A 25,585-nucleotide genomic window follows, 5' to 3' on the forward strand; every position below is an offset into this window, starting at 1 on the left:
CAGTCAGTGTGAGGCGACACCCTTGAACCCCGGACCGAGCCCGCGTCGCTTGCCGCGTGACGCAGCGCCGGGCCATGCGGTGAGGGCCGCGACCGCCGCCTGAGCGGTCTGCGGGGTGAGGCCGGCGCTCACCTGCCCGGAGGTCAGGACCCGTGCGTACGCGCCGGTGCCGTGGGTGCGGAGAGCGTCGGCGAGCGCGGCCGCCGCGGTTTCCGCTGGCCCGGCCTCCCAACCGCCCTCGACCCCCTGCTGCGCCTGTCGGGGGAGGGCGTCACGTCGGCTGAGGAGCACGGCCAGGGCCTGCCGCCTCGGATGCGTCCAGCGTGACCGTGACCAGCGCGGCCCCGAGCTGGTGGACACGGTGCCGGGTCAAGCCGTGAGCGACGAGCGCCTGGCGCAGCGCCGTACTCGTCCCCGCCGTACCTCCGCCGCCGACGAACTCGCCCGCCCCGGCACCGGCCTGTTCGGCGCGCTCGACAACGGCGGCCGCCGAGACCGGCACGACGGAGAGGATCTCCGCACACTCCGGATCGAGCTGGGCAAGCGCGCCGGCCAGGACCTCAAGGGCAGCGGCCACGTCCTCCACCGCGCCCGCGCTCCACCGCGCCGGGTCGGCGGCGTCGGCCAACATGCACGCCGCGACGACGGCCTCCTCCGCCAGCACCTCGACCCCGCCGGGCTCACCAGTCAGCTTCATGTCCCGTCCAATGAGATGTGACCGCGCCAGGTGGTGCGCGCTGATCACATGATGACGTTCGCGGCCCACCCCATCGACACAAGGTCGCGGACGCCCCGCCCCTTCGACGCGGACGCGACCCGGTGAGGTACTACGGGCCGGTGAGGATGTCGTGGGTGCCGATGCGGCGCCAGATAACGTGCGGGGTGCCGGGACGGTGCTCGGGTCCGTACTCCCATGTGGCCCGGCCCGCGGGGCCGGTGCCCATGGACCAGGTGAGCTCGTAGACGCCCGGTGCGCGCTGGACACGCTTGACGCGGAGGCCGGCGCGGAAGCGACCGGTGCGCAGGTCCTCGACGAAGGCCGTCACGGTCTGGCGGAAGCGGCGGCGCTGTTCCGAGGTGAGGCGGTCCAGATCGTTGTTGAAGCGGGGCAGGGTCTCGTAGGTCGGCACGTCGGTCCTCCGGGCAGCAAGAAGCCCCCGGCGTTGCCGGGGGCGGAGAGTCGATGACGTGGTGCAGGGGGCGGCGTCTTTGGCCGCTGGGTGGGGGAGCGGTACGCAGATGTGCGCTCTTTGACGGCGGAGGCGCTTACTGGCGGTTTTCGGGGCGTGTGAGGCGGGTGTGACTGGGGGCCGCAGCGCAGCATTTGCATGGCCCTGGTGGTGACCGCCGGGCGGGCACGGTGTCCGCGGAAGCGCCCGCCGTGCGGGATCGGCCGTGAAGTTCCGGTGAACCCTCCCGCCTCACGGGATCGCGCTTTTTTGCAGTTCAGAGCCGGTGTGTGCTGTGGCGATGCTGAGTATGGCGAAGATCCAGAGCCCTAACGCGGGGCGGTACTACACACGCGGAGTCGCGGTTGGCGACGGCCACCGTCCAGTCGGCCAGTCGTTGGAGGACGCCCAGGAACTGGCCGGACTCCCGCCGGGACGGTGGCTGGGGCGTGGTCTGCGTGCGCTGGGGCTCACCGAGGGCGGCCAGGTGTCCGAGCGGCAGCTGGAGCTGCTGTTCGGCGAGGGCCGGCACCCGGACGCCGACCGCATCGAGCGCGGCCTCCTGGACGACGGCGTCGACGCGGCCACGGCCGACCGGCGGACCGTGCTGGGGCAGCCGATCGAGGAGATCGAGGCCCGCAAGCAGACTCCGCTGCTGGGCATGGACCTCACCTTCCGGCCGCAGGCGTCGCTGGTCGTGCTGTGGGCGCTGGGCGACGCCACCGTGCGCCGGGTCATCGAGCGGGCCCACGAGCGGGCCGTCGCCAGGGTGCTGCGCTGGCTGGAGGATGAGGTTGCCGAGACCCGGTGGGCGTCAGGCCGCGGCCGTGCGAAGACGCCCGCGCTTGTGGTTGCCGCCTTCCGGCACTTCGACAACCGCGACGGACTGCCGCTGCTGCACGAGCACTGCCTGATCCTCAACCGCGTCCAGCGCCCGGGCGCCGACGGCGATCCGGTGTGGGGCGCTCTGGACACCTACCGCCTCTACCAGAACGCGGTGGCCGCCGGGACGCTCTACACCCTCACCATGACGACCGAGGTGTGCGAGACCCTGGGACTGGCGACGGTGCCGCGCGAGGTCACGCCGGGCCTGCGTCCGGTCATGGAGATCGCCGGTGTTCCCGAGGACCTCATCAACTGGCAGGCGTCCCGCCGCCAGCGCATCGAGGACGCCCTGGAGGCGCTCACCGACCAGTACGTGAAGGACCACGGGCACCTGCCCTCAGAGCGCGCACGCCACCAACTGGGCTGGTGGGCGGCGCAGGAGACCCGGCCCGCGAAGAAGAAGCCGAAGCCGCTCGCGCAGCTGCTCGCGTGGTGGCGCGCCTCCGCGATCCTCCGCTTCGGCCATGACCTCATCGACAGCCTCCTGGAGAAGTGCCGGGTTGCCGGGGCGTTGATCCGGGCCCGGGTGGATCCCACCGTGGACGTGGCGCTCGCCGCCGTCGACGTCGCCGCGGTCGTCTTCACCGTGCGCGAGAAGTTCTCCCGGCGTCACATCCTGGCCGAAGCGCGCCGGCACCTGCTGGAGACGCTGCGCGGCCGCGAGTTCACCCGCGGTCTGGACGACTACATCACCGACCGGGCCCTGCTCCGGTACTCCCGCCGTCACCCGGTCACGAAGCCCGGCCGGGAAGCGCCAGCGGCGGACCGCATGACCTACACCGCCGACTTCCCGGTGCCACACCGGTGGTGGATCGCCCCCGCCGAAGGCACACCGCCGCGGGAGTCCAGCCGCTACGAGCGCGCCCGGGTCGCCAGCCTTGCCGTGCAGAACGCGATCCGCGACGCCCGCATCCGAGCCGCCACCGCCACCACCACCGAGGCGACAACCTCAGCCTCCTCCGCACCCGCCGATCACCGCGACCTCGAGGGCGAGACGGCGTCCGCTCCCCACGCCGTCGACCACCCGGGCCGGGCCGCCGCCCTGACCCCGGCGCAGCGGGCCGCCGCCGAACAGGCCCACCAGCAGGCCGCGATGCCCGAGGAGTACCTGGAGGGCCGCACCACCGACCCGGCGACGTGGCTGCGCACACCAAAGAACCTGGACCGGCTCGCCGCCTACACCCGCGCCGCCGACACCCGACGCCGCGCCATGGAGGACCGGAAGACGCTGGCCGCCGGTCCGGCCAGTCCGGTCGACCAGCACCACCAGGAGCACGAGCAACAGCGCCAGCAGCCCGACCCCGGCCAAGGTCAGGGTCTGCGGCCGTGAAGCGCTGTGCGGCCCGCACGGCGGGACAGACGACGAAGTCACCACGCCAGGCGCCGGGACGCGACCGGCCGCCCACCCCCGAAGCCACCCGGGAGCGGGGAGGGTGCCGGGAACCGACCCTCAAGCACGGAGGCCCCCATGGTTGCCCCGACCCTGCCGCACCTTTCGCCGGAGCAGCGCGAGCGCCTGGAGCAGCTCGCCGCCGCCGCCCGGCTGCGCATGGCGCTGTACCCGTCGCCGAAGCCGCCACCCGCCCGGCGCCGCTCCCGCTCACGGCAGTACCGCGGTGGCCGGCCGAACCCGTGGCGCGCCGCGCGGGGCCGCCGCCGGGGATAAGTGGACGCGATGGACTCCACCGCGGTGGTGCGGATCGGCCGGTCCACTCGGTGCGCACCGCCCGGTGGGGGAGTGCGGAACATCCGGGCATCCGGTGCGCTCGGTGCGGTGCACCGGGCGCACCGGTGCGGCAGCCGAGCTCCGGCCCGCCCGCTGACCTCCGAGCTAGGAGATGTGGCGTCGGCCACGGACAAACCCACACGACATGGGGGTGGTCAAGAAGGAATCGGACACCTGTTGTCGCTGACCGTCAGACCGCGGACAAGGGGTGGCTCCTCACGGTGGCCCCGGCCCGCGCGCACATCCGTGTACGGGCCGGACGACTGCCGACCCGGCCCGCAGGCCGGGGGAAACCGAGGACACCGTGCCCACCGACCACGCACCCCGCCCCGCCCAAGCCCGCCCCACCGTGCCCGGCCCGGCACCTGCCGGCGACCTGGACCAGGTCCCGCAGTCCCCCTCCACGGGCCCCTCCATCGCCCCCTCCGCGGCCACTTCGCCCGCCCGGCGCGTCTCCGCAGCTCAGCCCAGGAAGTCAAGGTCCCGCGACGCGTTCGACAACCCTCCTAGGCCGACACAGGTCTGGGAGCCGACCGGAGTACGAAGGAAGGAAGTGCTGAGCGCTCTGGGCATCTTCCAGCGGGCTACCGCCGATCAGCTCTGGCGGATGCTGCGCCCTGCGGACCGGCACGACCGGTGCACCAGGGACACCCTGAAGGTGTTGGAGAAGACGGGCCTGGTGCGGGAGGAGACGCGACTGGAGTCGGGACACAAGCTGTGGGTGCTCACGGAGAAGGGCCACAAGGAAGCCAAGACGCTGCTGCCGAAGTCGGTGAGGATCTCCGCGCTGCGCAAGCCCCGGGTCGATGCGGAGGGCCGGCCGGTGAAGGACGTCGGGTACGACGAACACGCCGCCGCCGTCACCTCCACCGCCGCGGTGCTCACCGGGGCTGGGTACGGCACCCCGCTGTCCTGGCAGACCGAGATCGCCCACCGGCTCCCGTACGGCTACACCCAGCACGCCGACCTGACGATGCGCGCGCCGGACGCCGGGGTTCCCGCGATGCTCCTGGAGGTCGACCGCGTCAACGAGCCCGTCGACGACCTGGTGGACAAGCTGCGCCGCTACCACGACTGGTTCGAGCTCCTGGCGCCGAAGGCCGACGCGAACAAGGAGAAGGCGGCCCGGCGGCAGGGTGCGGCGGTGCACGAATTCCGCCTGTGGTCACGGATCTACCCGGCGACGGGCCGCGAGGGCTACGTGCCGGTGGCGTTCGTGTTCACGGGCAAGACGGAGGCGCAGCGCGCCAGCCGGATGCGGCGCCTGGAGCAGGCCGCCCGCGCCTACTTCGCCGGCACTCCGTACCCGTGGGCTGGGTTCACGGCCGTCGACTACCACCAGGCGGTGCCTGTGGTCGTCACCGAGCTGGAGCGGATCACCGCCCATCCGGCCGGTGCTGCGGGCAGGGTGTGGCGCAGGCTCGGGCGCGATGAGTGGCAGACCCTGCCCGAGGCCCTCGACAACCCCGACGGCGAGCGGCTGTACCGGGTGGAGCTCCGGGAGGCCCGTCGGCGCCAGGCGGAGCGCGAGGCCGCGCACCGGGAGGCGCAGCGGCCGGTGTGCACCCAGTGCGGGGCGAAGTTCACCGACGAACGCTGGCAGCAGATCAGGCAGTCCTCGTGGCACGGTGAGCGAGACGGCCTGTGCGGGCCGTGCGCGAAGGAGGCCGCCGACCGCGCGGAGGCTGAGCGCGTCGCGCGCCGCCAGGCGGAGGAAGCCGACCGCGCGGCCGCCGAAGCGGCGGCGGTGAAGCCGCGCAGCCGGTTCAGCATCAGGCGCCGCCGGTAGCCGACAGCCTCGGAGGCCGGGGTGGTTGTCGGTGGCAGCTGCGAGGCTGGCCGAATGGATGTCCGCTGGGCGGTGGCGGGTCGACTGGAACAAGGATTCGAACAAGTGATTGAATTAGGTCATGCGGCCGATTCCTGATGACCTCGCCCGGGCCCACGAGGAGTGGCACTCCACCTACCGCCAGCTCGCGGTCTCCCCGCACTCCGAGCTGCGCCGGCGCCTGATCCGGCTGTCGGCGCAGGCGTTGTTCCACCCGTACTGGCGTGGCCGGCCCTCGCAGGCCTGGGCGGCACTGCACGGTGCCCGTCATGTCCGACCTGCCGCCTGACCCGCCCCGCCTGCGGGCGATCCTCGAGCACCTGGAGCGACAGGTCGCCGAGACCGAGACCATAGGCATCTACCTGCGGCTCCAGCGCGACGAGGTACGCAAGGCCCTCGCCCGGGCCACCTCGGCCCCCACCCGGGCCCAAGCCCGCACACCACAACGCCCTGAACCCCCGCGGCGCACGACGCCGGCCGAATACCTGATGGAGTCGAAGTTCGGCCCGGACGATCCCCTGCCGGTCGTCGTGCACGTCGGTGCCTGCACGATCCGGCAGGGGCGCCGGGCCCCCTCCGCGATCAGCGCGCAGCAAGCCCGCATGGTGCTCACCGACACGGTGATCGGAGCTGAGCCGTGCCCGATCTGCAGACCAGAGAACACGCTGGGAATCGACCTTGCGTGAGGGGTGCACATCTACCGGGCCTGCGGGACGGCTGATGTGCCTGACGCCCGGCGCGCTCACCCTGTTGGGCGCCGACCGGGCCACCGCGCCGGTCTCAGTGCGGCGGCTCTGTCAGACGGGGGACGTCGACGGGGGAGTGGTCGGGCCGGGCGCGGTGCCAGCGGGCGGGGTGACGACGTCGACGCCGACCTCCACCACCAGCCCGGGCTCCACCAGCGTAACGTCCAGCGTCTCCCCGCTGCCCCATCCGGCGGTGAACGTCCAGCCCGTCCACGGATGCCCACCCCGCCCTGGCGCAAGCAGACCGCCGACCGCAACGCTGGCCGTCTGGGCGAGGGTGGTCGTGCGGCCGACGTACTGAAGACGGCCTTCGTCGTCGTACCTGCCGAGCAACACGGTCCGAGGGGAGTTCAAGGTGCCGGTGACCGCGCCGACGATCGCCTCGCTCGTCTCACGGACCTTGTACTTCTTCCAGCCCCGCACCGACGGCTGGTAGGCACCGGTGACCCGCTTGAAGACCACACCCTCCATCTCGACCGATGACCACGTCAGCCACTCGCGCACGGTGTCCGGGTCGGTGGTCGACGGGCACAGCGCCCACGGCGCAACGAGCCGACGGGCGGCAAACAACGACTCCAGCGCGGCTCTGCGCCGCCAGTACGGCCACCTGATCGTTTCCGTCCCGGACAACCTCAGCAGATCGAACGCCACGAAGTGGGCCGGCCACTCACCCGCCGCCCGCTCCGCCCCGGCACCGCGTCGGGCCAGCCGGTTCTGCAGCCGCTCGAAGGCGAGGCGACCTGCGGCGTCCCAGACGACCAACTCGCCGTCCAGGGCCGTCGCGTCCGGGAGCTGTGCTGATCCGGCCACGATCTCCGGGAACGAAGCCGCCATCTCGGTGCCGCGCCTGGAGCGCAGCACGACCCGGCCCGCATCGATGGAGAACAGCGCCCGGAACCCGTCCTTCTCCAGACTTTGACGTGTCTCATGAGACATCAGCTCGCGTCGGCCCCGGAGCCCTAGCTCAGACACAAGCCGCAAAGTAGCGATTAGGACTTCGTGAGCGCGGTCTTCTTGCGGGAGAGCCGGCCGAGCCGGGTGCCTTCAACGTGTCGCCATTGCGCAACAACTGAAGCGCGAGGTCGAGCTTCCGCCTGGACGCCTTCGCACCGCTCGCGGTGTCGATGCGGACGTTGTCGCGGGCGCCATCGTTTGCCGACTCTGAAGATCGGTCTGGTGCATGACCGGATCAGCCTGGGTGTGTTCGGGGGTTGCTCAACTTTGCGTGTGGCGACCGGGCGTCGCTTGTGGTGTTGGTGCTTGCGCCGGGCGTGAGGCGGTCGTGTCGTCTCCTTCCTGGTGGGCCGGGCGCCGGGGCAGCCGCGACGCGGGCAGCAGGCCGAGAGCGGCAAGTGCGGCCAGGATCAGCAGAGTGGAACTCGTGGTTGAAACAGCCGAGCTGGTTGCGCTGGCCGCGACGGCGATGCCGAAGGTCGGCCCGATGTTCATGGCGGTCTGCTTGAGCCCGCCGACGACTCCGGCGTACCCGGGCGGCGCGTCACCGACGACGGTCCCGGTGGCGGTGACCATCACGGTGGCGAACCCGGCACCGATGGCGGCAAAGACTGCAGCCGTAGCCATCCATGTGCTGGCGGGATCGAGCCGGGACAGCCCCGCGATGCCGACCGCGACGAAGAGCGTACCGGCGATCGCGGTGCGGCGCGCACCGTACCGGCGCAGTGCGGCGACCGCGGCGGGTGAGCCGAGGACCATGAGCACGGTCAGCGGGAGCACGCGCAGACCGCTGGCGAGTGGGTCGAGTCGAAGTACGTCCTGGAGGTAGAACGTGGCCCTGAACAGCGCGCCGAACACGCCGGCGGTGGTGACCAGCAGGAGCGTCATCGACGCCGTCACCGGTACGGACCGCGCTACGGCTGGTGGCACGATCGGGTGTGTGGTGCGGCGTTCGTGCCAAGTGAGCAACGTTGCCACGCCGATGACGGCGAGGAATTCGAGCAGCATCGGCGTGGCGGTCCAGCCCCGCGTGGGTACATCGGACAAGGCGTGGACCAGGGTTGCGAGCGCGACCGCTAGCAGGCCCGCGCTGGTGAGGTTGAGCCGTGGAGAGTTGGCACGCTCGGGTGCTGGCGTCCGTACGGCGAGGGCGAGGACGGCGAGGACGAATGCGAGGGGCACGTTGACCCAGAAGACGGCGCGCCACCCCAGATGAGCCACGAGAACACCGCCCAGGAGCGGACCGGACCCTGCCGCCACCGCGATCGCACTGGTGCGAATGGCGATCGGCGTGCCGAGCCGGTCCGCGGGATACGCCAGCCGTAGCAGCGCGAGCGTCGCAGGTTGCAGGAACGCGGCGAACCCGCCCTGCACCGCGCGCAGAACGATCACCCAGCCGACGGTCGGCGCGAGCGCGATCCCGGCCGAGGCAGCCCCGAAACCGAGGACGCCGACGAACAACAGGCGCGGGTGCCCGTACCGGTCCCCGAGGCGCCCGGCGATCACGAGTAGCGCGGCCACGGCGACCAGATAGCCGGTGCTCGTCCACTGGATCTGCGCCACGCTTGCGCCGAGATCACGCTGCATGCCGGGCTGCGCCATGAGCAGGATGGTTCCGTCCAGCGCGACGATCACCGCGCCGGCCACGCTGACCAGAAGTGCAATCTGCCGCTGTACGGGTGCGGTCATGAGGTCACCGGGCCGAGGTGGGCGTCCAGAACTGTCGCGATGAGCCGGTCACGTTGGTTGTCGTCGGGGGCGCCGTCCAGCGGTGGGGCACCGAGGGCGAGTTGCAGGCTGCCCCAGGCCCACAGCTGGGCCATGCCGTGCAGGTTCGACCACAGGGCGGCGGCAGTCACCGCAGGCGGCGGTCCGGCCTCGTTCGGCCCGTCAGCGCGTCGCGCGGCATCTCTCTCCGATTGGCATCGGGCGACGAGTCCGGTGAAGTGCCCGAACAGCGGGAGGGTCGACTCGCGCAGCCTCGGTTGGTCCGATGCCTGCGCCGCGCCGTCGAGCAGGTCGTGCCGCCACATGAGCTCGAACATCCCGCGGCGTTCCAGCGCGTACCCGACGTACGCCCGCGCGAGGGCCTCCAACTGGCCGCGCGGTGTGGTCGTGCCGGCGACCGCGGCCTCGAACGTGGCTGCGAGGTCCTCGAAGCCGCGACGGCCGATAGCCGAGAGCAGCGCATGGTGCGTTGGGAAGTACCGACGCGGCGCCCCGTGCGACACCCCCGCTCGACGGGCTACTTCCCGCAGGCCCACGGACGCGGAGCCCTCGGTCAGCACAAGGTCGACCCCGACATCGATCAACCGCTCCCGAAGGGAACTCTCATCAGTCATAGACACTGTCTACCACCTATTTGTAGACAGTGTCTACTCATTAGGTGAGTGATCCTTCTCCTCAGCGGGTGGCGGGGTTTGCCTCGGCTCGCTCACGGCGGCACGCCGACCGGGAATGGTCACGCCCGACAGGTCGAGGCGCTTGTTCATGTCGAGGCGGAACGTGCCGTAGGGGGAGGCCCCGAGATGGCTCGGTGACCGCGGCCTGGGCATCGCGGGCGAGGTCGCGCCAGGTGCGCCACGCGGTTTCGTACGCCTCGGTCTGTTGCTCGCTCCAGGGCTGCGTGCTGGGTGGCCCGAACGTGTCCCGCAGCTGCTCGACCTGCGCCCGCGCCGCGTCCGCCGCCCGCTGCATCTTGACGAGTTCTTCGAAAGTGTGTGCCGCGCGCGGATCCTACGGGGCCAAGGAGCCGCGTCGGTTGTCGGGCTTGCCGCCCGATCGGGTGGAGCCCCGGTCTTTCCCGGGCGAGCCGCCGGCCGGAGCCACTACGAAGATCACAGCCCTTCCGTGATCTTCGAGAGGACCTCCTCGTGCGCTTCGCCCGGACCGCCGCGGCCGCTGCCGCTTTCACCGTGTTCCTCGTCCCGGCCGCCGCCCATACGGCCACCGCGGCACCGCACTCCCGTACACCCGGGCAGACGGTGACCGTGCCGGTCCGTGACGCCCTCGCCGCGCTGCTGGTGCGGCAGGAGGACCGCTCCGGCTACGAGCGCAGCAAGTTCAGGCACTGGGTCGACGCCGACCACGACGGCTGCAACACCCGCGCGGAGGTCCTCAAGGCCGAGGCGGTCGTGGCTCCGGTGCAGGGGGAGCGGTGCACGCTGACGCAGGGGGAGTGGTACTCGCCCTACGACGACCGCTACATCGCCGGTCCCCGGGGCCTGGACATCGACCACCTGGTCCCGCTCGCCGAGGCATGGGACTCCGGCGCCTACGCCTGGACCGCATCCGTGCGCGAGGCCTACGCCAACGACCTCGGGGACGAGCGCGCGTTGATCGCGGTGTCGGCCGCCTCCAACCGGTCGAAGGCGGACCAGGACCCCACCACGTGGCTGCCCCCGGCTGCCGGCTACCGGTGCACGTACGTATCGGACTGGGTGGCGGACAAGACCCGCTGGGGCCTGACCATCGACGCCGCCGAGCACGACGCCCTGGCCGGCCAGCTCAGCCAGTGCCCCAACACCCCGATCACCGTGACCCTGGCCCGGTAGCACCGAGCCGGCCGACCGCGGCTCCGCAGCGGCCGGAGCGGGGCACGACCGACCGGGCGGTGGACGCACACCCCGGAGATTCCGGCCCAGCTGACTTCACTGCGAGGTCGGCGCTCCACGCCGCGCCAACGCGGCCGGTCATTCCGGGCCCGCCCGGCGGCGGCCCTGCCCGCGCACCGCCCGCCAGGAACACGAGCAGCAGCACCGGCAACTGGGCACCGGCCCTGCGTAGGCAGTACGCCAGTGTGGGCCGGGCACCGCACTGCGGTGCCCACCGGCGCGCAGGCCGTGCGCTGCTCGCTGGCCGTCCCGTGCCGCCTTGCCTCCTCGTATGCCTGAAAATATCCAAAACGGGATGCAATCAGGGCATCGGGCGTGCTTGTATACCGCCAACGCGATGGGGGCGCGCCGGAGTTGACTGCCGGGCCGACCCCTGTCGGTCGTGGTCAACACAGGGGGTACAACTTGAAATTGCGCGCCTTACTCACAACGGGGGCTGTGGCGATGGGGCTGCTGGGAACAGCTGCCGCACCGTCAGCTGTGGCCGACCAGTCCGATGCCGGCCAGCTGCGCGTCACCATCGGCGCGGCGCCCCGGGCCCAGGCGAACGGCTTCGCCGCCGGCCCCGCATCGAACGCCACCTGCACCATCAACAAGATCACGGTGAACCGGTACAGCGAGTGCGAGTGGGTGTCGATCCACGTCGACGTCATCAAGATCATCAACGGTAAGCCGGAACTCGAGGGCACCGTCGACTTCGACGTCAAGCACCAGATGACCCTGAAGGTGAACTCCGCGAACTGGTCGGAGAAGTTCCACGTCTCCAAGGCGCGCACCACCCGCGCGGGCAGCGGTGTCGCCGTCAACATCACCGCCGCTTCCGCAGGCGGCACCAAGGCCACGATCCACTTCCCGCAGGGCCACATCCTCAGCAGCAGCGCGGCCGACGGCACCGTCGGCTACACGACCAGCATCGCGCCGAAGAAGATCAACCCCAAGGCGAAAACCACGTACGCCTACACCTTCACCAAGCCCGGCTACAGCCCGGGCAGCGTCACCTACAACTCGGCCGTCTACCGCTGCGACAACTACTACGGCAGCAGCAAGGCCAGCCGCGCCGGCTGCGCCGTCCCGGACGTCCCCACGGGCGTGAGCATGGTGGGCCTGGCCCGCATCGACGAGGGCATCCGCAAACTCCGCGCCAGCGGCGGCCACTACGGCGACCCCAACGGCGGCAAGCCGCTGCACTGGATGATCAACAAGAAGCAGGAGGACGCGAACCGGAAGGCGGTGTGCCCGAGCAGCGCACCTGCGGACATGAAGCGCGCCGGCCGCACCTCCTGCGACGAGTACCCCTTCGCCTCCTCCCGTGAAGGCGGTACCCATCTTCCCGCCAAGCAGCGGGAGATCACCTGGGTGAAGGTCCAGGAGAACAAGTCCCAGGGCGGACGCATCACCGCCTGGCGCGGCCAGATGCACGTCATGGACGGCGACCCCTTCTACGTGATCGCCTAACCGCGCCTAGACTCACGCCGGCCCAGGTGCCCCGCTCCCGAAATCCCCGGGAGGGGGGCACCCTCTCCGTGGAAGGAGGATCCTCATGCTGATCCGCGAAGCGGCCTTCACTGTCGACCTCGGCGAACACGGCTACCTCATCGGCTTCGACGACGACTACGACTTTCCCTCCGAGATGCCGTTCGGCTGGCGCTGCGGCCCGGTCACGGACGCCACCGCCGTCGTCCTGCCCACCACCGACACCGGCCCCCTGCAGATGACCGTCCAGACGCACGACAGCCCACCCGATACCGAACCCGGGGACGGCTGGGAACCGGCGGAGGAGATGAGCCTGCTCGCCGACACCCCCACGCTCTGCCTCGCCACCATCGGGCAGGGCGACTTCTGGGACGCCTGGCCCGAAGACCAACCGCCCCTCGAGGCACCGGCAGCCGCCGGCAGCAGCGGCTGGGTCCGCATGCGCCTCTACTGCCACGCCGACGACCCCGAGCTGGGCACCGGCGATCACGGGGAAAGGCACCTGGTCCAGCTCTGGCCCGCCCCCCAGACACCGCCCGTGCATCCGGACATCAGCGAAGCGGACCGGCAGGCACGAGCCGAGTACGCCGCGGACATGGCCAAACCCGTGGAGGACTACACCGCCGCATACCCCTACACCTACGGCGACGAGACCGGCTGACGGCCGCAACCCGATCACGGGCCATGCACCGAAATCAGAACGAAGAGGGGCCTGATGTCGTCCCAGTCACCGTACGATGACCGCGTGACTGCCCGCCGCACTCTTGGCGCCGGCCCTCAGGCCCCGCACAGCATTCGCGCCGCCCAGGCCGACCTGCTCGACGCCCTCCCCGGAGTCCGTCTGCCCGACGTGGAGGAGCTGCGGACCCGTGGCGTCCTCGGCGCTCACGCGGCGGCGCCTCCGGCCCCGCGGCGAACCCTCGGCTCCGGCGCACGTGCTGACGAAGTCCCCAGCCCCGCCGAGTGATGCTGGGGTGACTTCAGGTGATCGACTCGGTCACGGTCTCGCTCGCTGCCACGCTGTGTCCCCTCCTGGTCATCGGAATGATCAGCCAGCCAACCGGCGTCCCTGGCCCGCAAGATGGCCTTCGGCCAGGGGACGGTCCAGGATGCTGTGGGTCCCGATCCGGTGCCACACGACGTGCCGGGCCCCGGCGATCCGCTCCCGGCCGTAGGACCACGTCGCGCGGCCGTCCGGCGCCCAGGTGAGCTCGTAGACGCCCGGGGCGCAGCGGACGCGCTTGATGCGCAGGCCGGGGCGGAACAGCCCGGTGCGCAGGTCGGGGACGAAGGCTTCGCGTACGACGCGGTGGAAGCGCCGGCGTTGAGCGGGGGTGAGGTGCTGGAGGTCGGTGGTGAAGCGGGGGAGTGTCTCGTACGTGGGCACGGTGTCCTCCGGGCAGCACGACGAAGCCCCCGGCGGGTGCCGGGGGCTGGGTAGGCGATCGTCCTTTGGCGGTGCTCGTTCCTTGGCGCGTGGTGATGCTCAGTGGCGCTTGTTGGTGTCGGCCGGGTCGGGATGTGCGGGTTGCCGGAGAGCGATGACATTCGCTTTCGGCCTGGGGCCGCTTCCCGCCTGGCGGGCGCCTGAGAGGAAAGTTCGGCCACTGCTCCCGCCTGGCGGGACGTGGTGCTGATCGGCCTTTTCTTGCAGGTCAGAGCAGTGTGCTGTGGTCCGCATGACAGTGGATATCAGGGTCATGCGGGCCGGTCAGATGTACCGCTACTACCTGCGCGAGACCGTGGTCGGCGACGGCCGCCGCCCGGCCCGCACGCCGCTGCGCGCCGCCCAGGAGCAAGCCGGTGTCCCGGCCGGCCGCTGGATGGGCCGGGGACTTGCCGCGCTCGGACTCGCGCCGGGTGAGGAAGCCACCGAGGCGCAGCTGCGGAACCTGTTCGGCGAGCGCGGCCGCCACCCGTACGCGGACCGGATCGAGGCCGAGCGGCTCGCCGCGGGCGAGTCGGCGAAGAAGGCGTTCAAGGCCGGCGCCCTCGGACGCCGGGTGACAGTCACCGGGGTCGACTTCGTGTTCCGGCCGCAGCCGACGATCTACCTCCTGTGGGCGCTGGGGGATGAGGAAACCCGTCTGGTGATCGAGGCCGCGCACGAGTACGCGATCGAGCGGGTACTGGAGTGGATCGAGGACGAGGTCGCGGTGATCCGGTACGGCAAGGACGGCATCTACCGGGTGCGGCCGCCCGGCGGTCTGGTCGCCGCCCGCTTCCGCCACTACGAGGCGCGCTCCGGGCGGCCGTTGCTGCATGACCATCTGCTTCTGTCCGTGAAGGGGCAGCGTCTGGACGGGAAGTGGGGTTCGATCCACACCACGGCCCTGCACGAGAACACCGTGGCGGCCTCCGCGCTCTACAACGAGATCGTGGCCGCTGAGGTCTGCGAGGAGCTGGGGCTGGCGACCGAGCCGCGCACCGTCACCCCGGGGCGCCGACCGGTGATGGAGATCGCCGGGGTGCCCCACGAGCTGATCCGCTGGACCGCCCGGCGCAGTGACCAGATCGCCGCCTGCCTGACCGAGCTGGAGCACGAGTACGTCACCGCCGTCGACGACGACGGCGAGCTGCGGTTCCTGCCCGTGGTCTCCGAGCGGGCCCGCGCCAAGATGAACCAGATCGCTGCCCGCAAGACCCGCTCGCCCAAGCAGAAGACCCGGCCGCTCGCGCAGCTGCGCGCGTGGTGGAAGGTGAGCGCGATCCTCACCTCCGGGGCTGCCGCCGACGTCATCAACTCCCTCCTCGAGCACGCCCGCGCCGCAGCTGCGGGGATCCGGGCCCGGGTCGCCGCCGTGGTCGACATAGCGCTGGCAGCCGTCGACGTCACCGCGACCGTGTTCGTGATGAACGACGGCGGCCACTTCCACCGCCGGCACCTACTTGCTGAAGCCCGCCGCCATCTCGCCCTGGTCCTGCGCGGCCGCCGCCGCGACCCCGGCCTGGACGAGGAGATCGTGGCCGCCGCCATCTCCACCCACTGCCTGGACATCAGCGAGCCGAAGACCGTGCGAGGCCTGGAGGCCGGCTACCGCCTCTACACCGCCCGGTGGTCCCTGTCCGACCTCCCCGCCCGCCGCCCACCCACCCTGGCGCCCGACCCGGCGCGGCAACCCCCGGCCGATCCCGGCGAGTCGGCCGCGCCCCGGCCCCAGGGCCAGGACGCGGGGGAGTGGGAGATCCCCCGCATCCCGCTCCCGTACGAGCGCGCCGTCCTCGCCGGCGCGGTGGTGCGCGACAAGCTGCGCACCACCGCCTCCACCGCCGTGCGGGGCCGGGCCGGCGACGTCGTCGCCCATCAGCAGGCGGCGATGCCCGAGCAACTGCTCGCGCCCCCGGTCGCCGAAGTCGAGCACGACGACCAGGAGCCGGAAACCGGGCGCGGGGAGGCGATCGACATGACCGCGCTGCGGGCCTTGCGGAAGTCCCGCACGGACGTGGAAGCCCTCGATCTCACCGCCGACCGACTGCGCCGCCTCCAAGATGCGTTCGCCAAGGCGGGTGACGACTCCCGCGTCCGCGCGAAACGCAACACCGTCCAGGCCGACGACACTGGCCCGGTGCGCCCGTACGGCCAGCAGGCGTACCGCCCGCAGGAGCCCGGATCGCACCGCGGCCGGGAGGCCGGCCACTGAGTGCATCCGGTGTCGCGCACCCGATGCTGTGCATCGCACCGGCGATGCCGCGCATCCGCTCCACTCGGTGGGCTCCACCGAGTGGAGCCCACCGGCCGGGAGCGGCGACACCGTGCTGGGCATCCACTTACTGGGTGGAGTCCACCGGCCGGAGAGTGGACGACATCGTGCGGGAGTGCTCGGCATCGCCGCGACGATGCTGTGCATCCACCCGATGCATTTCCCCTTGACCTCGGCCCGTGACCCTGTTGGGCAATTCCGCTGAGTGGCTGTTGAAAGGCCCGCGTGGTCAAGTGTCAGTGGCCAGTTGTAATTCCCCACAGGCGGCCAGTTCCTGGGGGACTATCTGGCCGCCAGCCGTCACGCTGAGTCAGGACGCCAGAGGCGGGCGGGCAGGAGTTGCCAGTCCGACTCCCAGCGCGCTGCCGACAAGAAGGCCCACGCCGTGGTTATTGGTGAGGAGACAAAGGACAAGACCCGCGGCGGGGATGAGGAGAGCCACCCGCCGCAGGGCGACGACGCTGCCGCGCGCCGCGTACCAAGTGGCGAGTGCGCCCACGAGGCCGCAGATCGCCACGGAGTCCCCGCCTCCTTGGAGGCTCCAGCCGGCCATGCTCACCGCCTGCGCCGTCACGCCGCTTGCCGTAAAGACCAGCAACGTCCGCCAGGGGCCGAACTGCCGCTCGGCGAGCGGAGCGACAACCGCGAGCGCGGCCAGGTTGAACAGGAGTTGGAACCAGCCCGATGACTGCACCATCAAGGCGGTCACGGCTCGCCACCACGCACCATGAGGGTGTCGCTCGAGCGCATCGATCATGGCGGGGGCGGTCGTCTGGGCCACGCCGAGCACCACCATGGTGGCCACCAGCCCCGCGGCGGCTCTCGGGACAGGCTGCCGCCACACCCGCAGCAAGGCCAGGGGAGGAGGCATCGCCTCGCAGTCCTTCGTGGCGAGCGTCGCCAGGAGTGGGATGCCCGACACGATGACGACCACCGCGCACCCATAGAGCAACACACTGTGCATGTTCATGATCGAAGCCTGTCAGATGGTCCAGCTGCACCGACAGGCACTGCCATGCGAGTGGCGACGCACTGCCCCTGCCCCTGCCCGGACAGCGTCAACGACACGGAGAGTGACACGCTAACTGGCCGTACGTGGGGAATTCGTGCTGGCCGCTGTCAGTCAAGGGGAAACACACTGTCCACACGGGCCCGCTCCACCGCACCGGGTCCACCCGATGCACACCACGCGCCGTCGGCCGTACCGATGGCATCCACTCCCACGGTGGTGCGGCTACCGGTGGGCGCCGGGTGCGGAGTGGAACGCGTGCGCCAGCACCAGGTGCTCGTCCCGCATCGCCTCCAGGGTGTCGGCGGTGTCCGGGTGGTCGGGGTCCGGGATGACGTTCACCGTGAACCGGATGATGCTGCGGGCGATGCCCAACACCGCCGTGGTGGGGGAGTCCCGTGCCCAGTCCCGCAGCGCGGACAGCAGCACGCACCCGACCTCGTCCAGGGCGAAGGAGTCCGCGCACGGATCAGCTGCTTCATGGAGCTATGGCTCCGGCGGTCAAGGAAGCGTCACAGATCCGGCTGTGCGGGACATGGCCGATACAGACCTCCTGTCCCATAGGTTCCGCTCTTACGGTCTCGTATCTCAAGGAGAGGATCTTTCATGCGATTAAGAACCATCGCGGGCGTGTTCGCCGCCGGACTGACGCTGGCCGCCGCTGGCACGCAGACAGCGCTGGCCGATCCGCCGCCCAACTCGGCCCCGCCCGAGGTCACGGTGACCGTGCAGGACACGTCGTCCCTGATGGACGTGTCCTGCACGTTCAACGCACTGAAGCCCAACCACAGCGGCTCCCGGATGACCGGCACCGGCGGCATCAAGACGTGCGTCGGCGCCCCCGTGACCTGCAACAGCGAGTCGGACCTGGAGTTCTACAACAACTTCTCGGGCATGTGGATGACGGCGGCGACGTCCCGCCAGTCCCAGTGCGCGCCACCGCTGCGGTCCTCGACGGCAGCGGCAACCTGCGTGAACCACCCGGGTGACCCGAGCGTGGGCTGGCGCACGATGACGATCGGCACCCTCGTGAGCTCCGGCGGACAAGTTGGAAGCGGCGAGGCGGACAGCCCCGTCTTGTACGTCTCCTGCGCATAGTGGGAAGTTGGAGGGCCTGCGGAGCTCGGTCCGGCTGCGGGCCCTCCTGCAGGTCCCCCGGGAAAGGATCCGACCATGTCTTCGTCCCGTGACGCGGTGTGGCGGCGTTGCGCCCATCTCGGTCGTGTCGTGCTGCCCCTGATCGACCAGGAGCCGGGGCGACAAGCCAGCCGACACGACAATCTGCGGACGTGGGGTATCGAGCTAGGGGTCGGCGAGCGGCTACTTGAGACCTTCGCGGCCCTGGCCGCGCACGCTGCCCTGAGCGACGCCGCCTCACCCGAAGCAGGAATCGACGCGGTGCCTCTCAGCGCCGTCGCCGCGGCGGTAACCGGCAAGCGCGACTTCGAGTTACTCGCCGGCCTCCCGGAGCACTTCACCGACGACCGGGACCAACAAGCCGTCAGCCTCTTCCGTCTCTACGCGTATAAAGGCGGCTCCTTCAGCCGCACGCTCTTTCAGCTGAGCCGCGAACTGCGCCACACCCTCACCGTGCTCGCCGAACGATCACCCACGCCATCCCCGACGTGCGCAGACCTCATGCGCCAGGCCGACGACGCTGGTCTACCTAACTGACCATCCACGAGCCTGGAGACGAGGGTGCCTGCCCCGTCGCTGACGGTGCAGAGCCGGAGCAGGGCCAGGCCGTGCCCGAGCAGAGGCCGGGCGGCGGGTGGTTCTCGCGCTTCCGGAGCTGACGCGGCGGGATCCAGCGGAGCCGGGGAGCTGATCGGGGCCGCTCAACGCGGCCCGCCCGCCCGCACGTCCGGGACAGGGTCTACCGCTCCTAGGTCCCGCGTTCGTTTGTGCCCGCTGCTGCGGCGTTGTCAGAGGTCTGCGCTACGGTCGATGCGTCCGTTCGGACACTCCGTTCCCGCCTGGTCTCTACCTCAGACCAGGCGGGAACGGACGGGGCCACACCCCTTCTTGATCTCGGCACAGGGGGCGGCCTCCTTCCGGAAGGAAGGGCGACACCAAGGTGTCCTGTCTCCATTCGACGGGGTCGCCGCTCCAATTGCAAGGAAAACCGGGAACTTCACCCGCGAGGCCTCGTCCCGCGCTCGTTGCATGGGCCGGAACGGTCATTCTCAAACTTCCACCTAGCACTCCGTGAAACCTAATGTTCCGTGATTCCTTGATCACGTGGCGTAGCGCGCAGGCGGCGGTACATGCTGAGCTCCCCTCAACAGCGGTCCGGCACCCGCTTGTTGAGGCGTCCGTTCGACGTGACTTCCGGAAGACAAAGGAGTGCGATGGATGCCAGGAAGATAGTGATCGCCGTAGTGCTGATCACGATCGTCGTCTTCGGCTGGGGCGCGGCGATGGCTGTGACGGGCCACGAGGCCGTCATCGCTCCGCTGGCCCCCGCTCTTGGACTGACCGTGCAGCAGGTGCTGCGCACGGTCCGCTCGCGGAACGCCACCGCCTCGACGCACCCCGCGGCAGCGGTACCGGACAAGGAGGACGGCGCCCCGTGACGACGCCCTTCGAGTCGCCGGCGCCGCCGCCCCCCGGGCTGGCACCGGTGCGCCCCGGACGCAAACTCGGCCCGATCGCGGACCGGGTGGGCAGTTCCCACAGGGCCTGGCTGGAGCCCACGCGCTGTAGCTACATCACCAGCGGTCGCACTCTGAGCGATCTGAGCGAGCACGTCCTCCTGGCCAAGTCCAAGCTCTCCGAGCTGCTGCGCGGAGTGGGTCACTATCCGCGGTGGGAGGTCGTCCATCGCCTGTCGATCGAGCTGGGCATCCCCAACTGGCCTCTCTACCGCCTGTGGCGGCAGGGCGCCCTCGACATCGGCAAGTCCAAGGAGTGGATCGATCGCTCCAGCGAGAACACCGGTGCAGTCCCCCCCGGTGACCAGCCCCTGGAGCACAGCGGCCTGCGGTTCATGATGGAAGACGACTACCGCTGCTACGCCGCGGCGTTCCTGGCCGCCGGCCCGTGCGACGACGCCATCGAGGACACCTTCGCCATCCTCTGGCTGTCCTGGGAAGATGCTCTGGCCAGCCCGGACATCCGCCGGTACGCCTGGAACATCCTTCGCGCCACCGTCCTCGCCAAGGCCACCTACCGCGACAACCTCCCCGAGCTGGAGAACGCGGCCTTCGACACCGTCGCCATGTACACCCACCGCTCCGAGACCGGCCGCATCACGCAGCTGACGGAGAGCCTCGAGCTGTACAAGGCGATCAGTAAGCTGCCCCCCGCCCAACTCGACGTCATGGTCCTGCGCTATCTGTGCGGCGCCTCCGAGGAGAGGACCTCCCACCTCCTCGGTGTCCCCCTGGCCGTCGTACGGTCCGACGAGCGCCACGCCCACCGCTTTTTGCACAGTGCCATCACCCTGCCACCAGAGACCGAAGGACCCGTCACGTGACACCGCTCGAAGAGATCCTGTCCAGGGCGCTGCTGGTCCGCGACCGCACCGTGCCGCCCGACGTCGTCCCGCCGACCCACGCCCGCCGCTGCCCACGCGCTCCCGTTCGTCCGGTAAAGGTGGGCGAGGCGGCCAACACTGCTGCGGCACAGGACCTGCGCGCGCTGTGCGAAGCCCTGGTCACCCATACGCCACCGACGGCGGTGGCCGCGTTCCTCACCGAGCAACTGCCCGAACCCCGAAGCGCGATGATCCTGGCCTGCGTCCTGCAACTGACCGACACCGACGACGGCGCCCGCTTCTGGTGGCAGTACGCCGCAGGCGCCGGCCAGGCCGCCGCCGCGTACTGCCTCTACCTCCACCACCTCGCTCTGGGGGAGGACGACGCGGCCCGGTGGTGGCACCGCCAGACCGATGACATTCACCCTCTCCCCCACGACGACAGCACCGTCGACCGCGACCGCATTGACACAGCACCGACCAGCACGATCCTGCGCGTCCTGCGGCACCTAGCCAGACAAACCGACCGAGGCCCTCGCTCCGCCATAGTCCGAGAACTCATGAAATACGTGCCGGTAGCCGTCGCCACCGGATACCTCCGTGAGCCTGATATCGAACTCCCCATGCCGGGCTCCGACTTCGCTGACAAGATCCGCAACCTGCTCACGAACGTCGCCAGACACGCCAGCACACCACCCAGCCACCTCCCCACCCGCCTCGAGACACGCCGCCGTAGACGACGCGAGACCCCTCGCAGCGTTGCCTGGCTCCACGAACAGGTAGGAGAGGCCGCCACACGCTGAGTCCCACGCCGGGCCCATGGCGAGCACTTGGAGCACGACCACGACGGCCCGAGCAGAAAGCCGGCGGCACCTGGCTCCCGCTTCCGCGGCCGACGTCCGGGCGAAACCACGGCCGGGCAGGACGTCCTGCCCGGCCGTGGCGGCTACTCCCAGGGCTTCGGCAGCGCGTGCCATAGGGCCCTGAGCCAGTCGGGCGGGTCGGTGAGGAACTTGTCCACCAGCCGGGCGGTGATGGACCGGGCGGCTGCCTTCGCGGCGCCCTGCGCGGCGCCCTGGCCTATCGCGGCGGTCAGGCCGGCACTCACGGCGGGCTGTTGCGGGACGGGCGCAGGGGCGGGCGGTTGGACGGGCGCGGGAACGTTGTCCCGGGTCATGATGCTGCTCCCTTGAGCAGAGGGATCGAGGACAGCGGACACCTGTGGTGGTGTCGTCCGCGTGGGGGTGGTGCGCGCCTCGCGGTCGGCGGTCCTGTTGCGTCTCTCTGCGTGAGAGCGTCCCTGTGGGGTCTCGGCCCTGGCCCAGGGTGGCGTGTTCAGCGTAGCGGTGATCGGCGCAGGTGTTGCCCTGGGTGACTGGCGGTTGGTCATCGGTACTGCCTCCGGCGTGAGTTCGGCTGAGCGAGCGGGACAGTGACAGGGCGCAGGTGCTTGCGTCTCGTCCTGGCGGCCACGGTTCCTTCACCGCTTAGGGCCGGAAGCTGGGACCTGGACAGCAGCGGCCGGGAAGGAAAGTTCCGGGAGCACGAGGAAGGCCCGGACGTTTTTGGTCCGGGCCTTGCCTTTCACAAGTGCTCTAGCGAGTCGAATGCCAGTAGGGGAGTCGCTGTCGGCGCCTCCCCTACAGTTATCGGGCGTAGACGGCCGGATGTGACGCTCGTCTTGCAACTTTGCTAATTGCGGCGCCGCCCCGGACCTACGCCCCGGTGAAGCGGACTTGATCGGCCGTCCAGTCGCCCAGCCGCTGCCACGGGCGCAGTCGCCCGAGCAGATAGCCGGCCGCGAGCGCGGCGGCCGCGGTGACGACGACGCCCACGATCAGGACCACCGCATTCCGATCGCGGACAGCAGCTCCATCCGCTCCGGCGTCAGTGTCGCCGCCCGGGAGCGCTGGTTCCCGATCCAGGCGCCCAGCTTGTGCTCCCGCTCCTCCTGGTCCTCGCCGCCGACGATCCGCTCGACGTGCTTCCTGGGGACCTGGAGGTGTCCCTCGCGCTCGTAGAACTGGCGGGCGGCCTCGTAGTGCATGGCCCACTTGTCGGCCTGCGTACGGCGCGGCTTCGGCTTCTCGTCCTCGCTCGCGGGTGTGATGCCGAGGACCTGCTCGCACAGCCACTGCTGGACGGTGGTGAGCTGGTCCCAGCCGAGCCGGACCGACTGCACCCACCGGCCGAGGTCCTCGCCCTGGCGCACGACGTCGCCCGTCTCGGTGGGCAGCGCCTCACCGGCGTCCAGGTGCATCCGCACGAGGTGGAAGCACCGCTGCCACGTCACCGGCCAGCTCGGGCACCAGGCGGGGTCGATGTCCTCCAGCTGCTCGCGCCGTTCGTCCGACAGGGCCCCGGCCGACGACTCCACCGGCAGCCCCTCGGCACGCCGCTGCTCGATCTCCTGCGCCTTGCGGGCGGCGGCCCGCGCGTTCTTCAGAAAGATGCCCACCCGGTGCCCCTGGAACGTGGCGTCCAGCGGGGCCAGGAGGTGGCCGTGTTCGGCCGCCCACCCGCGCGCGGCCGCGAGGCCCTCCTCCCACGCGACGTCGTAGTGCGACCAGATCATGCCGAGCTTCTCCAGTTGCGCGACGCGGTCCTCGTCCATGTCGCCGCGGGCGTAGAACCGGCGAGCGTCGGCGGTCCACTGCCCCAGCGGGAACCCGGCGAGCGAGGCCGGCCACCCCTCGCCCTCCGCCTCCTGGTCGTCGACGGCGGGCACGCGGAACGTGAACGGCACCTTCAAGTCGCCGTGCTCGCGGGCGTAGATGACGGCGGCCTCCACGCCGCGCCGCCAGTGCTCGTGCTCCGGGTTGAGCACGCGCAGGTTGATGAACGCGGCGAGCGCGGCCGGGTCACGGGGCGTGGAGAACTTCAGCAGGGCCTTGGCAGGGGCGCTCACGCCTCCGGAGCCCTCGCCGCTCCCGCCCGTGCTCTTCCCGCCCTCGTCCTTGCTGACGGGCTTGTAGCGGCTCGGCGCCTGCTGCTCCGCAAGGCTTTCCACGATCCGCGCGTCGTGCGCCCGCAACGCCTCCAACAGCTTCGCCAGCCCGCCGAACGCCCGCGAGGTCAGCATGTTGTCCGCCGTCTCGCCCGGCCCGAGCAGCACCGGCACCACGAGCGAGGCCACCTTGCCCTCGCCGGGCTGCATCCGCAGCGCCCGGCCCACGGCCTGGACCAGGTCCGGCATCGAGCCGCGCACGTCGGCCCAGTACACGGAGTCGCAGTTCTTGGTGTCGACGCCCTCGCCCAGCACCTTCACCGAGGACAGGAAGCACTTCTCCACGACGGTGCCGTCCGCAGCGATCCCGGCCGCGAACTCCCCGAGCAGCCGGCGGCGGTGGAGCGGCTTGTGGTCGCCGCACAGCCAGTTGGCCCAGATCGTCTTGGGGTACAGCTCGGGGTCGGCGGCGTGCAGCTGCGCGGCGACGTCGGGGAGGCCGGCCGCGAACGCTTCGGCCTCCTTGACGACGTGGTGGAAGACGAGCGTGCGCCTAAAGCCCTCCTCCGCCGACGCCTTCACCAGGGCGGTCTGGAGCGCGGCGAGCCGGGCCCCGCGGACCTCTGCCGAGCGGCTTTCGGCGCCCAGGAGCTGCGCGGCCTGGAGCGCGGTGTCGGTGACGTCCACGCAGACGACCTGGTAGGGGGCACAGATTCCCCGGTCGATGGCCTCCGAGAGGGTCAGGGTGAAGCAGCGGCTGCCGAAGGGGCCCTCAGGGTCGTCTTCCATGCTCGCGACCAGCTCGCCCGGTGCGCCGGCCCCGTCCTCGTCTCCGAGCTGCCACAGCCGGGGCGTGGCCGTCATGTAGAGGCGGCGCAGGGACGGGATCTTCTGGTTGTCGTGGACGACCGCCCACGGCTTCCCGATCCGGCCCGAAACGCGGTGGGCTTCGTCCACGACGATCAGATCCCAAGCCGCGAGGCCCCCGGCGTGCGCCCGCTCCAGCGTGCCCAGACCGAGGCTGGCGTACGTGGCGAACACGGTGACCTTGTCCAGGCCCCGCGTCCACTCCACCAGCTCGTCCACGTCCGTGGTGTTGGGGAAAGACACCTCCTCACCCCGCAGCGAGGACACCCCGATCATCGGCCCCCGGCGGCCTCCCTCACGCCACGCGGCCTCGGTCTGGGCGAGCAGGTCCAGCGAGGGCACGAGCACCAGCACACGGCCCGCGTGGAGCTCCTCCGCGCTGCGGACCGCCACCCTGGTCTTCCCGGACCCGGTCGCCATGATCACCTGCGTTCGAAGCCCTCGTTCGGGCACAAGTGATCTTGCAGGCAATTCGAGGGCGCGCACGACCGCATCAATGGCTTCTCGCTGGACTGCCTCGCGCTGGTCAACGCGGTCTGTGCTCGACATATTCGCCTGCCTTCTCCTGGGGTGTCGCCCGGTCGATTCGAGCGGCGGAAAACGGGAAACCTGCACGTAGAAGAGCCTTGAGGGCTACGGTTGGACGGATGCGATCGGCTGGTGGCTTGGCTCCACTGGAGCACCGGCAAGGCCGGGGGACGGATCTCGATATCGCTCCGGAGGAGTCCGGGTGGTGTGATCTGAGTCCATAGCTTATCTCGACTCCAAAAATGAAGCACACAGAATCGCGAGATTCCCTCTAACGTGGCCGAAAGCTGCTAGTCTTGCCTTATCGTTAGCCAATCCAACGTCTTGACGCCCCCTCAGCCCCCGCTCCCTTTCTGCGGGCGATCGACCCCGCACCCGTCACTCTCCCGACGGCCCGTCACCCCTCCCCTCCTTGCTGCCGCTTCGGGCCGAAGGCCCCTGGGTGGGCCGCGCGGAGCGTGGCACGCCTTGCCCGCACGGGAGTTGGCGGGTGCGCTGGAGTGGCTGGAGCGCAGCGGAGGCCACGGGCCGGGCCGGAGGCCGGCCCCGGCCCGCAACGCGGGCCGCCTTCCCTGCGGTTGGCGGGGCGCGCGGAGCGCGTGCCGCCTGGCGGTGAGCGGAGCGAGCCGCATCCGCTCACGCGGAGCGGGAGCGGCCGGG

Annotated in this window: 26 protein-coding genes; 14 read left to right on the top strand and 12 right to left on the bottom strand. The window is 70.8% G+C overall.

What is annotated here, in order from left to right:
* Positions 1–271 precede the first annotated feature (271 nt).
* A complete protein-coding gene (locus tag BLW85_RS01130) occupies positions 272–697 on the bottom strand; it encodes a hypothetical protein (protein ID WP_074990084.1) in 426 nt (141 codons plus the stop codon).
* A 130-nt stretch (positions 698–827) separates the two neighbouring features.
* Positions 828–1,130, bottom strand: a complete 303-nt coding sequence (locus tag BLW85_RS01135; protein ID WP_074990085.1) for a hypothetical protein — start codon at positions 1,128–1,130, stop codon at positions 828–830.
* Between the two features lie 349 nt (positions 1,131–1,479).
* Here BLW85_RS01135 and mobF (BLW85_RS01140) point away from each other — a divergent pair, with 349 nt between their 5' ends.
* From mobF (BLW85_RS01140) to BLW85_RS01160, 5 genes are all read left to right on the top strand, one after another.
* Positions 1,480–3,384 (top strand): MobF family relaxase, encoded by a 1,905-nt coding sequence (gene mobF, locus BLW85_RS01140; RefSeq protein ID WP_244174782.1) that lies wholly within the window; start codon positions 1,480–1,482, stop codon positions 3,382–3,384.
* 138 nt (positions 3,385–3,522) lie between these two features.
* On the top strand, positions 3,523–3,720 hold the full coding sequence (locus BLW85_RS01145) for a hypothetical protein (protein WP_074990086.1): 198 nt from the start codon (positions 3,523–3,525) through the stop codon (positions 3,718–3,720).
* Between the two features lie 613 nt (positions 3,721–4,333).
* On the top strand, positions 4,334–5,569 hold the full coding sequence (locus BLW85_RS01150; RefSeq protein ID WP_244174776.1) for a replication-relaxation family protein: 1,236 nt from the start codon (positions 4,334–4,336) through the stop codon (positions 5,567–5,569).
* 121 nt (positions 5,570–5,690) lie between these two features.
* Positions 5,691–5,897 (top strand): hypothetical protein, encoded by a 207-nt coding sequence (locus BLW85_RS01155; RefSeq protein ID WP_074990087.1) that lies wholly within the window; start codon positions 5,691–5,693, stop codon positions 5,895–5,897.
* Entirely contained in the window at positions 5,878–6,294 is a 417-nt protein-coding gene (locus BLW85_RS01160) for a DUF6233 domain-containing protein (RefSeq protein WP_074990088.1), read from the top strand. Before BLW85_RS01155 ends, BLW85_RS01160 begins: the two co-directional genes overlap by 20 nt.
* Before the next feature lie 111 nt (positions 6,295–6,405).
* Here the strand turns inward: BLW85_RS01160 and BLW85_RS01165 are convergent, their stop codons facing one another.
* The 3 genes from BLW85_RS01165 to BLW85_RS01180 form a co-directional block, all read right to left on the bottom strand.
* Positions 6,406–7,290 carry an ATP-dependent DNA ligase gene (locus BLW85_RS01165; protein ID WP_244174777.1) on the bottom strand — a complete coding sequence of 295 codons (885 nt, stop codon included), beginning with the start codon at positions 7,288–7,290 and terminating at the stop codon, positions 6,406–6,408.
* A 279-nt stretch (positions 7,291–7,569) separates the two neighbouring features.
* Positions 7,570–8,997 (bottom strand): MFS transporter, encoded by a 1,428-nt coding sequence (locus tag BLW85_RS01175; RefSeq protein ID WP_074990089.1) that lies wholly within the window; start codon positions 8,995–8,997, stop codon positions 7,570–7,572.
* On the bottom strand, positions 8,994–9,650 hold the full coding sequence (locus tag BLW85_RS01180) for a TetR/AcrR family transcriptional regulator (protein WP_074990130.1): 657 nt from the start codon (positions 9,648–9,650) through the stop codon (positions 8,994–8,996). The genes BLW85_RS01175 and BLW85_RS01180 overlap by 4 nt, the downstream gene beginning before the upstream one ends.
* Before the next feature lie 531 nt (positions 9,651–10,181).
* Here BLW85_RS01180 and BLW85_RS01190 point away from each other — a divergent pair.
* From BLW85_RS01190 to BLW85_RS01200, 3 genes are all read left to right on the top strand, one after another.
* Complete coding sequence (locus tag BLW85_RS01190) at positions 10,182–10,862, top strand: HNH endonuclease family protein (protein ID WP_074990091.1); 681 nt, start codon at positions 10,182–10,184, stop codon at positions 10,860–10,862.
* A gap of 540 nt (positions 10,863–11,402) precedes the next feature.
* The gene (locus BLW85_RS01195; protein WP_244174778.1) at positions 11,403–12,377 is read left to right on the top strand and encodes a NucA/NucB deoxyribonuclease domain-containing protein; all 975 of its coding nucleotides are present in this window, start codon (positions 11,403–11,405) and stop codon (positions 12,375–12,377) included.
* A gap of 85 nt (positions 12,378–12,462) precedes the next feature.
* Complete coding sequence (locus BLW85_RS01200) at positions 12,463–13,056, top strand: hypothetical protein (RefSeq protein ID WP_074990093.1); 594 nt, start codon at positions 12,463–12,465, stop codon at positions 13,054–13,056.
* Positions 13,057–13,122: 66 nt separating this feature from the next.
* Here the strand turns inward: BLW85_RS01200 and BLW85_RS39135 are convergent, their stop codons facing one another.
* Entirely contained in the window at positions 13,123–13,284 is a 162-nt protein-coding gene (locus tag BLW85_RS39135) for a hypothetical protein (protein WP_167381347.1), read from the bottom strand.
* 159 nt (positions 13,285–13,443) lie between these two features.
* On the bottom strand, positions 13,444–13,782 hold the full coding sequence (locus BLW85_RS01205) for a hypothetical protein (protein ID WP_074990094.1): 339 nt from the start codon (positions 13,780–13,782) through the stop codon (positions 13,444–13,446).
* Between the two features lie 292 nt (positions 13,783–14,074).
* Here BLW85_RS01205 and mobF (BLW85_RS39140) point away from each other — a divergent pair, with 292 nt between their 5' ends.
* Positions 14,075–16,036: a MobF family relaxase gene (gene mobF, locus BLW85_RS39140; protein WP_167381348.1), complete on the top strand. Its 1,962-nt coding sequence runs from the start codon at positions 14,075–14,077 to the stop codon at positions 16,034–16,036.
* 370 nt (positions 16,037–16,406) lie between these two features.
* On the opposite strand, the gene BLW85_RS01220 is transcribed toward mobF (BLW85_RS39140), so the two are convergent.
* Together BLW85_RS01220 and BLW85_RS01225 are read right to left on the bottom strand one after the other, a co-directional pair.
* The gene (locus BLW85_RS01220) at positions 16,407–17,066 is read right to left on the bottom strand and encodes a rhomboid family intramembrane serine protease (protein WP_079172195.1); all 660 of its coding nucleotides are present in this window, start codon (positions 17,064–17,066) and stop codon (positions 16,407–16,409) included.
* 264 nt (positions 17,067–17,330) lie between these two features.
* Complete coding sequence (locus tag BLW85_RS01225) at positions 17,331–17,534, bottom strand: hypothetical protein (RefSeq protein WP_074990096.1); 204 nt, start codon at positions 17,532–17,534, stop codon at positions 17,331–17,333.
* Positions 17,535–17,711: 177 nt separating this feature from the next.
* Between BLW85_RS01225 and BLW85_RS01230 the strand changes: the two genes are divergently transcribed.
* From BLW85_RS01230 to BLW85_RS01250, 5 genes are all read left to right on the top strand, one after another.
* Positions 17,712–18,203, top strand: coding sequence for a hypothetical protein (locus tag BLW85_RS01230; protein ID WP_143060395.1), 492 nt, complete (start codon positions 17,712–17,714; stop codon positions 18,201–18,203).
* A gap of 75 nt (positions 18,204–18,278) precedes the next feature.
* A complete protein-coding gene (locus BLW85_RS01235) occupies positions 18,279–18,779 on the top strand; it encodes a hypothetical protein (RefSeq protein WP_074990098.1) in 501 nt (166 codons plus the stop codon).
* Positions 18,780–19,456: 677 nt separating this feature from the next.
* On the top strand, positions 19,457–19,681 hold the full coding sequence (locus BLW85_RS01240) for a hypothetical protein (protein WP_074990099.1): 225 nt from the start codon (positions 19,457–19,459) through the stop codon (positions 19,679–19,681).
* Entirely contained in the window at positions 19,678–20,583 is a 906-nt protein-coding gene (locus BLW85_RS01245; RefSeq protein WP_074990100.1) for a sigma-70 family RNA polymerase sigma factor, read from the top strand. Before BLW85_RS01240 ends, BLW85_RS01245 begins: the two co-directional genes overlap by 4 nt.
* Entirely contained in the window at positions 20,580–21,386 is an 807-nt protein-coding gene (locus tag BLW85_RS01250) for a hypothetical protein (RefSeq protein WP_074990101.1), read from the top strand. Before BLW85_RS01245 ends, BLW85_RS01250 begins: the two co-directional genes overlap by 4 nt.
* A gap of 143 nt (positions 21,387–21,529) precedes the next feature.
* Here BLW85_RS01250 and BLW85_RS39145 read toward each other — a convergent pair whose 3' ends face one another.
* From BLW85_RS39145 to BLW85_RS01260, 3 genes are all read right to left on the bottom strand, one after another.
* Positions 21,530–21,691: a hypothetical protein gene (locus tag BLW85_RS39145; RefSeq protein WP_167381349.1), complete on the bottom strand. Its 162-nt coding sequence runs from the start codon at positions 21,689–21,691 to the stop codon at positions 21,530–21,532.
* Positions 21,692–22,298: 607 nt separating this feature from the next.
* The gene (locus tag BLW85_RS40530; protein WP_279628560.1) at positions 22,299–22,430 is read right to left on the bottom strand and encodes a hypothetical protein; all 132 of its coding nucleotides are present in this window, start codon (positions 22,428–22,430) and stop codon (positions 22,299–22,301) included.
* A complete protein-coding gene (locus BLW85_RS01260; protein ID WP_074990103.1) occupies positions 22,421–24,946 on the bottom strand; it encodes a DEAD/DEAH box helicase in 2,526 nt (841 codons plus the stop codon). Before BLW85_RS01260 ends, BLW85_RS40530 begins: the two co-directional genes overlap by 10 nt.
* Positions 24,947–25,585: the final 639 nt, after the last annotated feature.

Origin of the sequence: Streptomyces misionensis (genome assembly GCF_900104815.1) — a bacterium.
Taxonomy (GTDB): domain Bacteria; phylum Actinomycetota; class Actinomycetes; order Streptomycetales; family Streptomycetaceae; genus Streptomyces; species Streptomyces misionensis.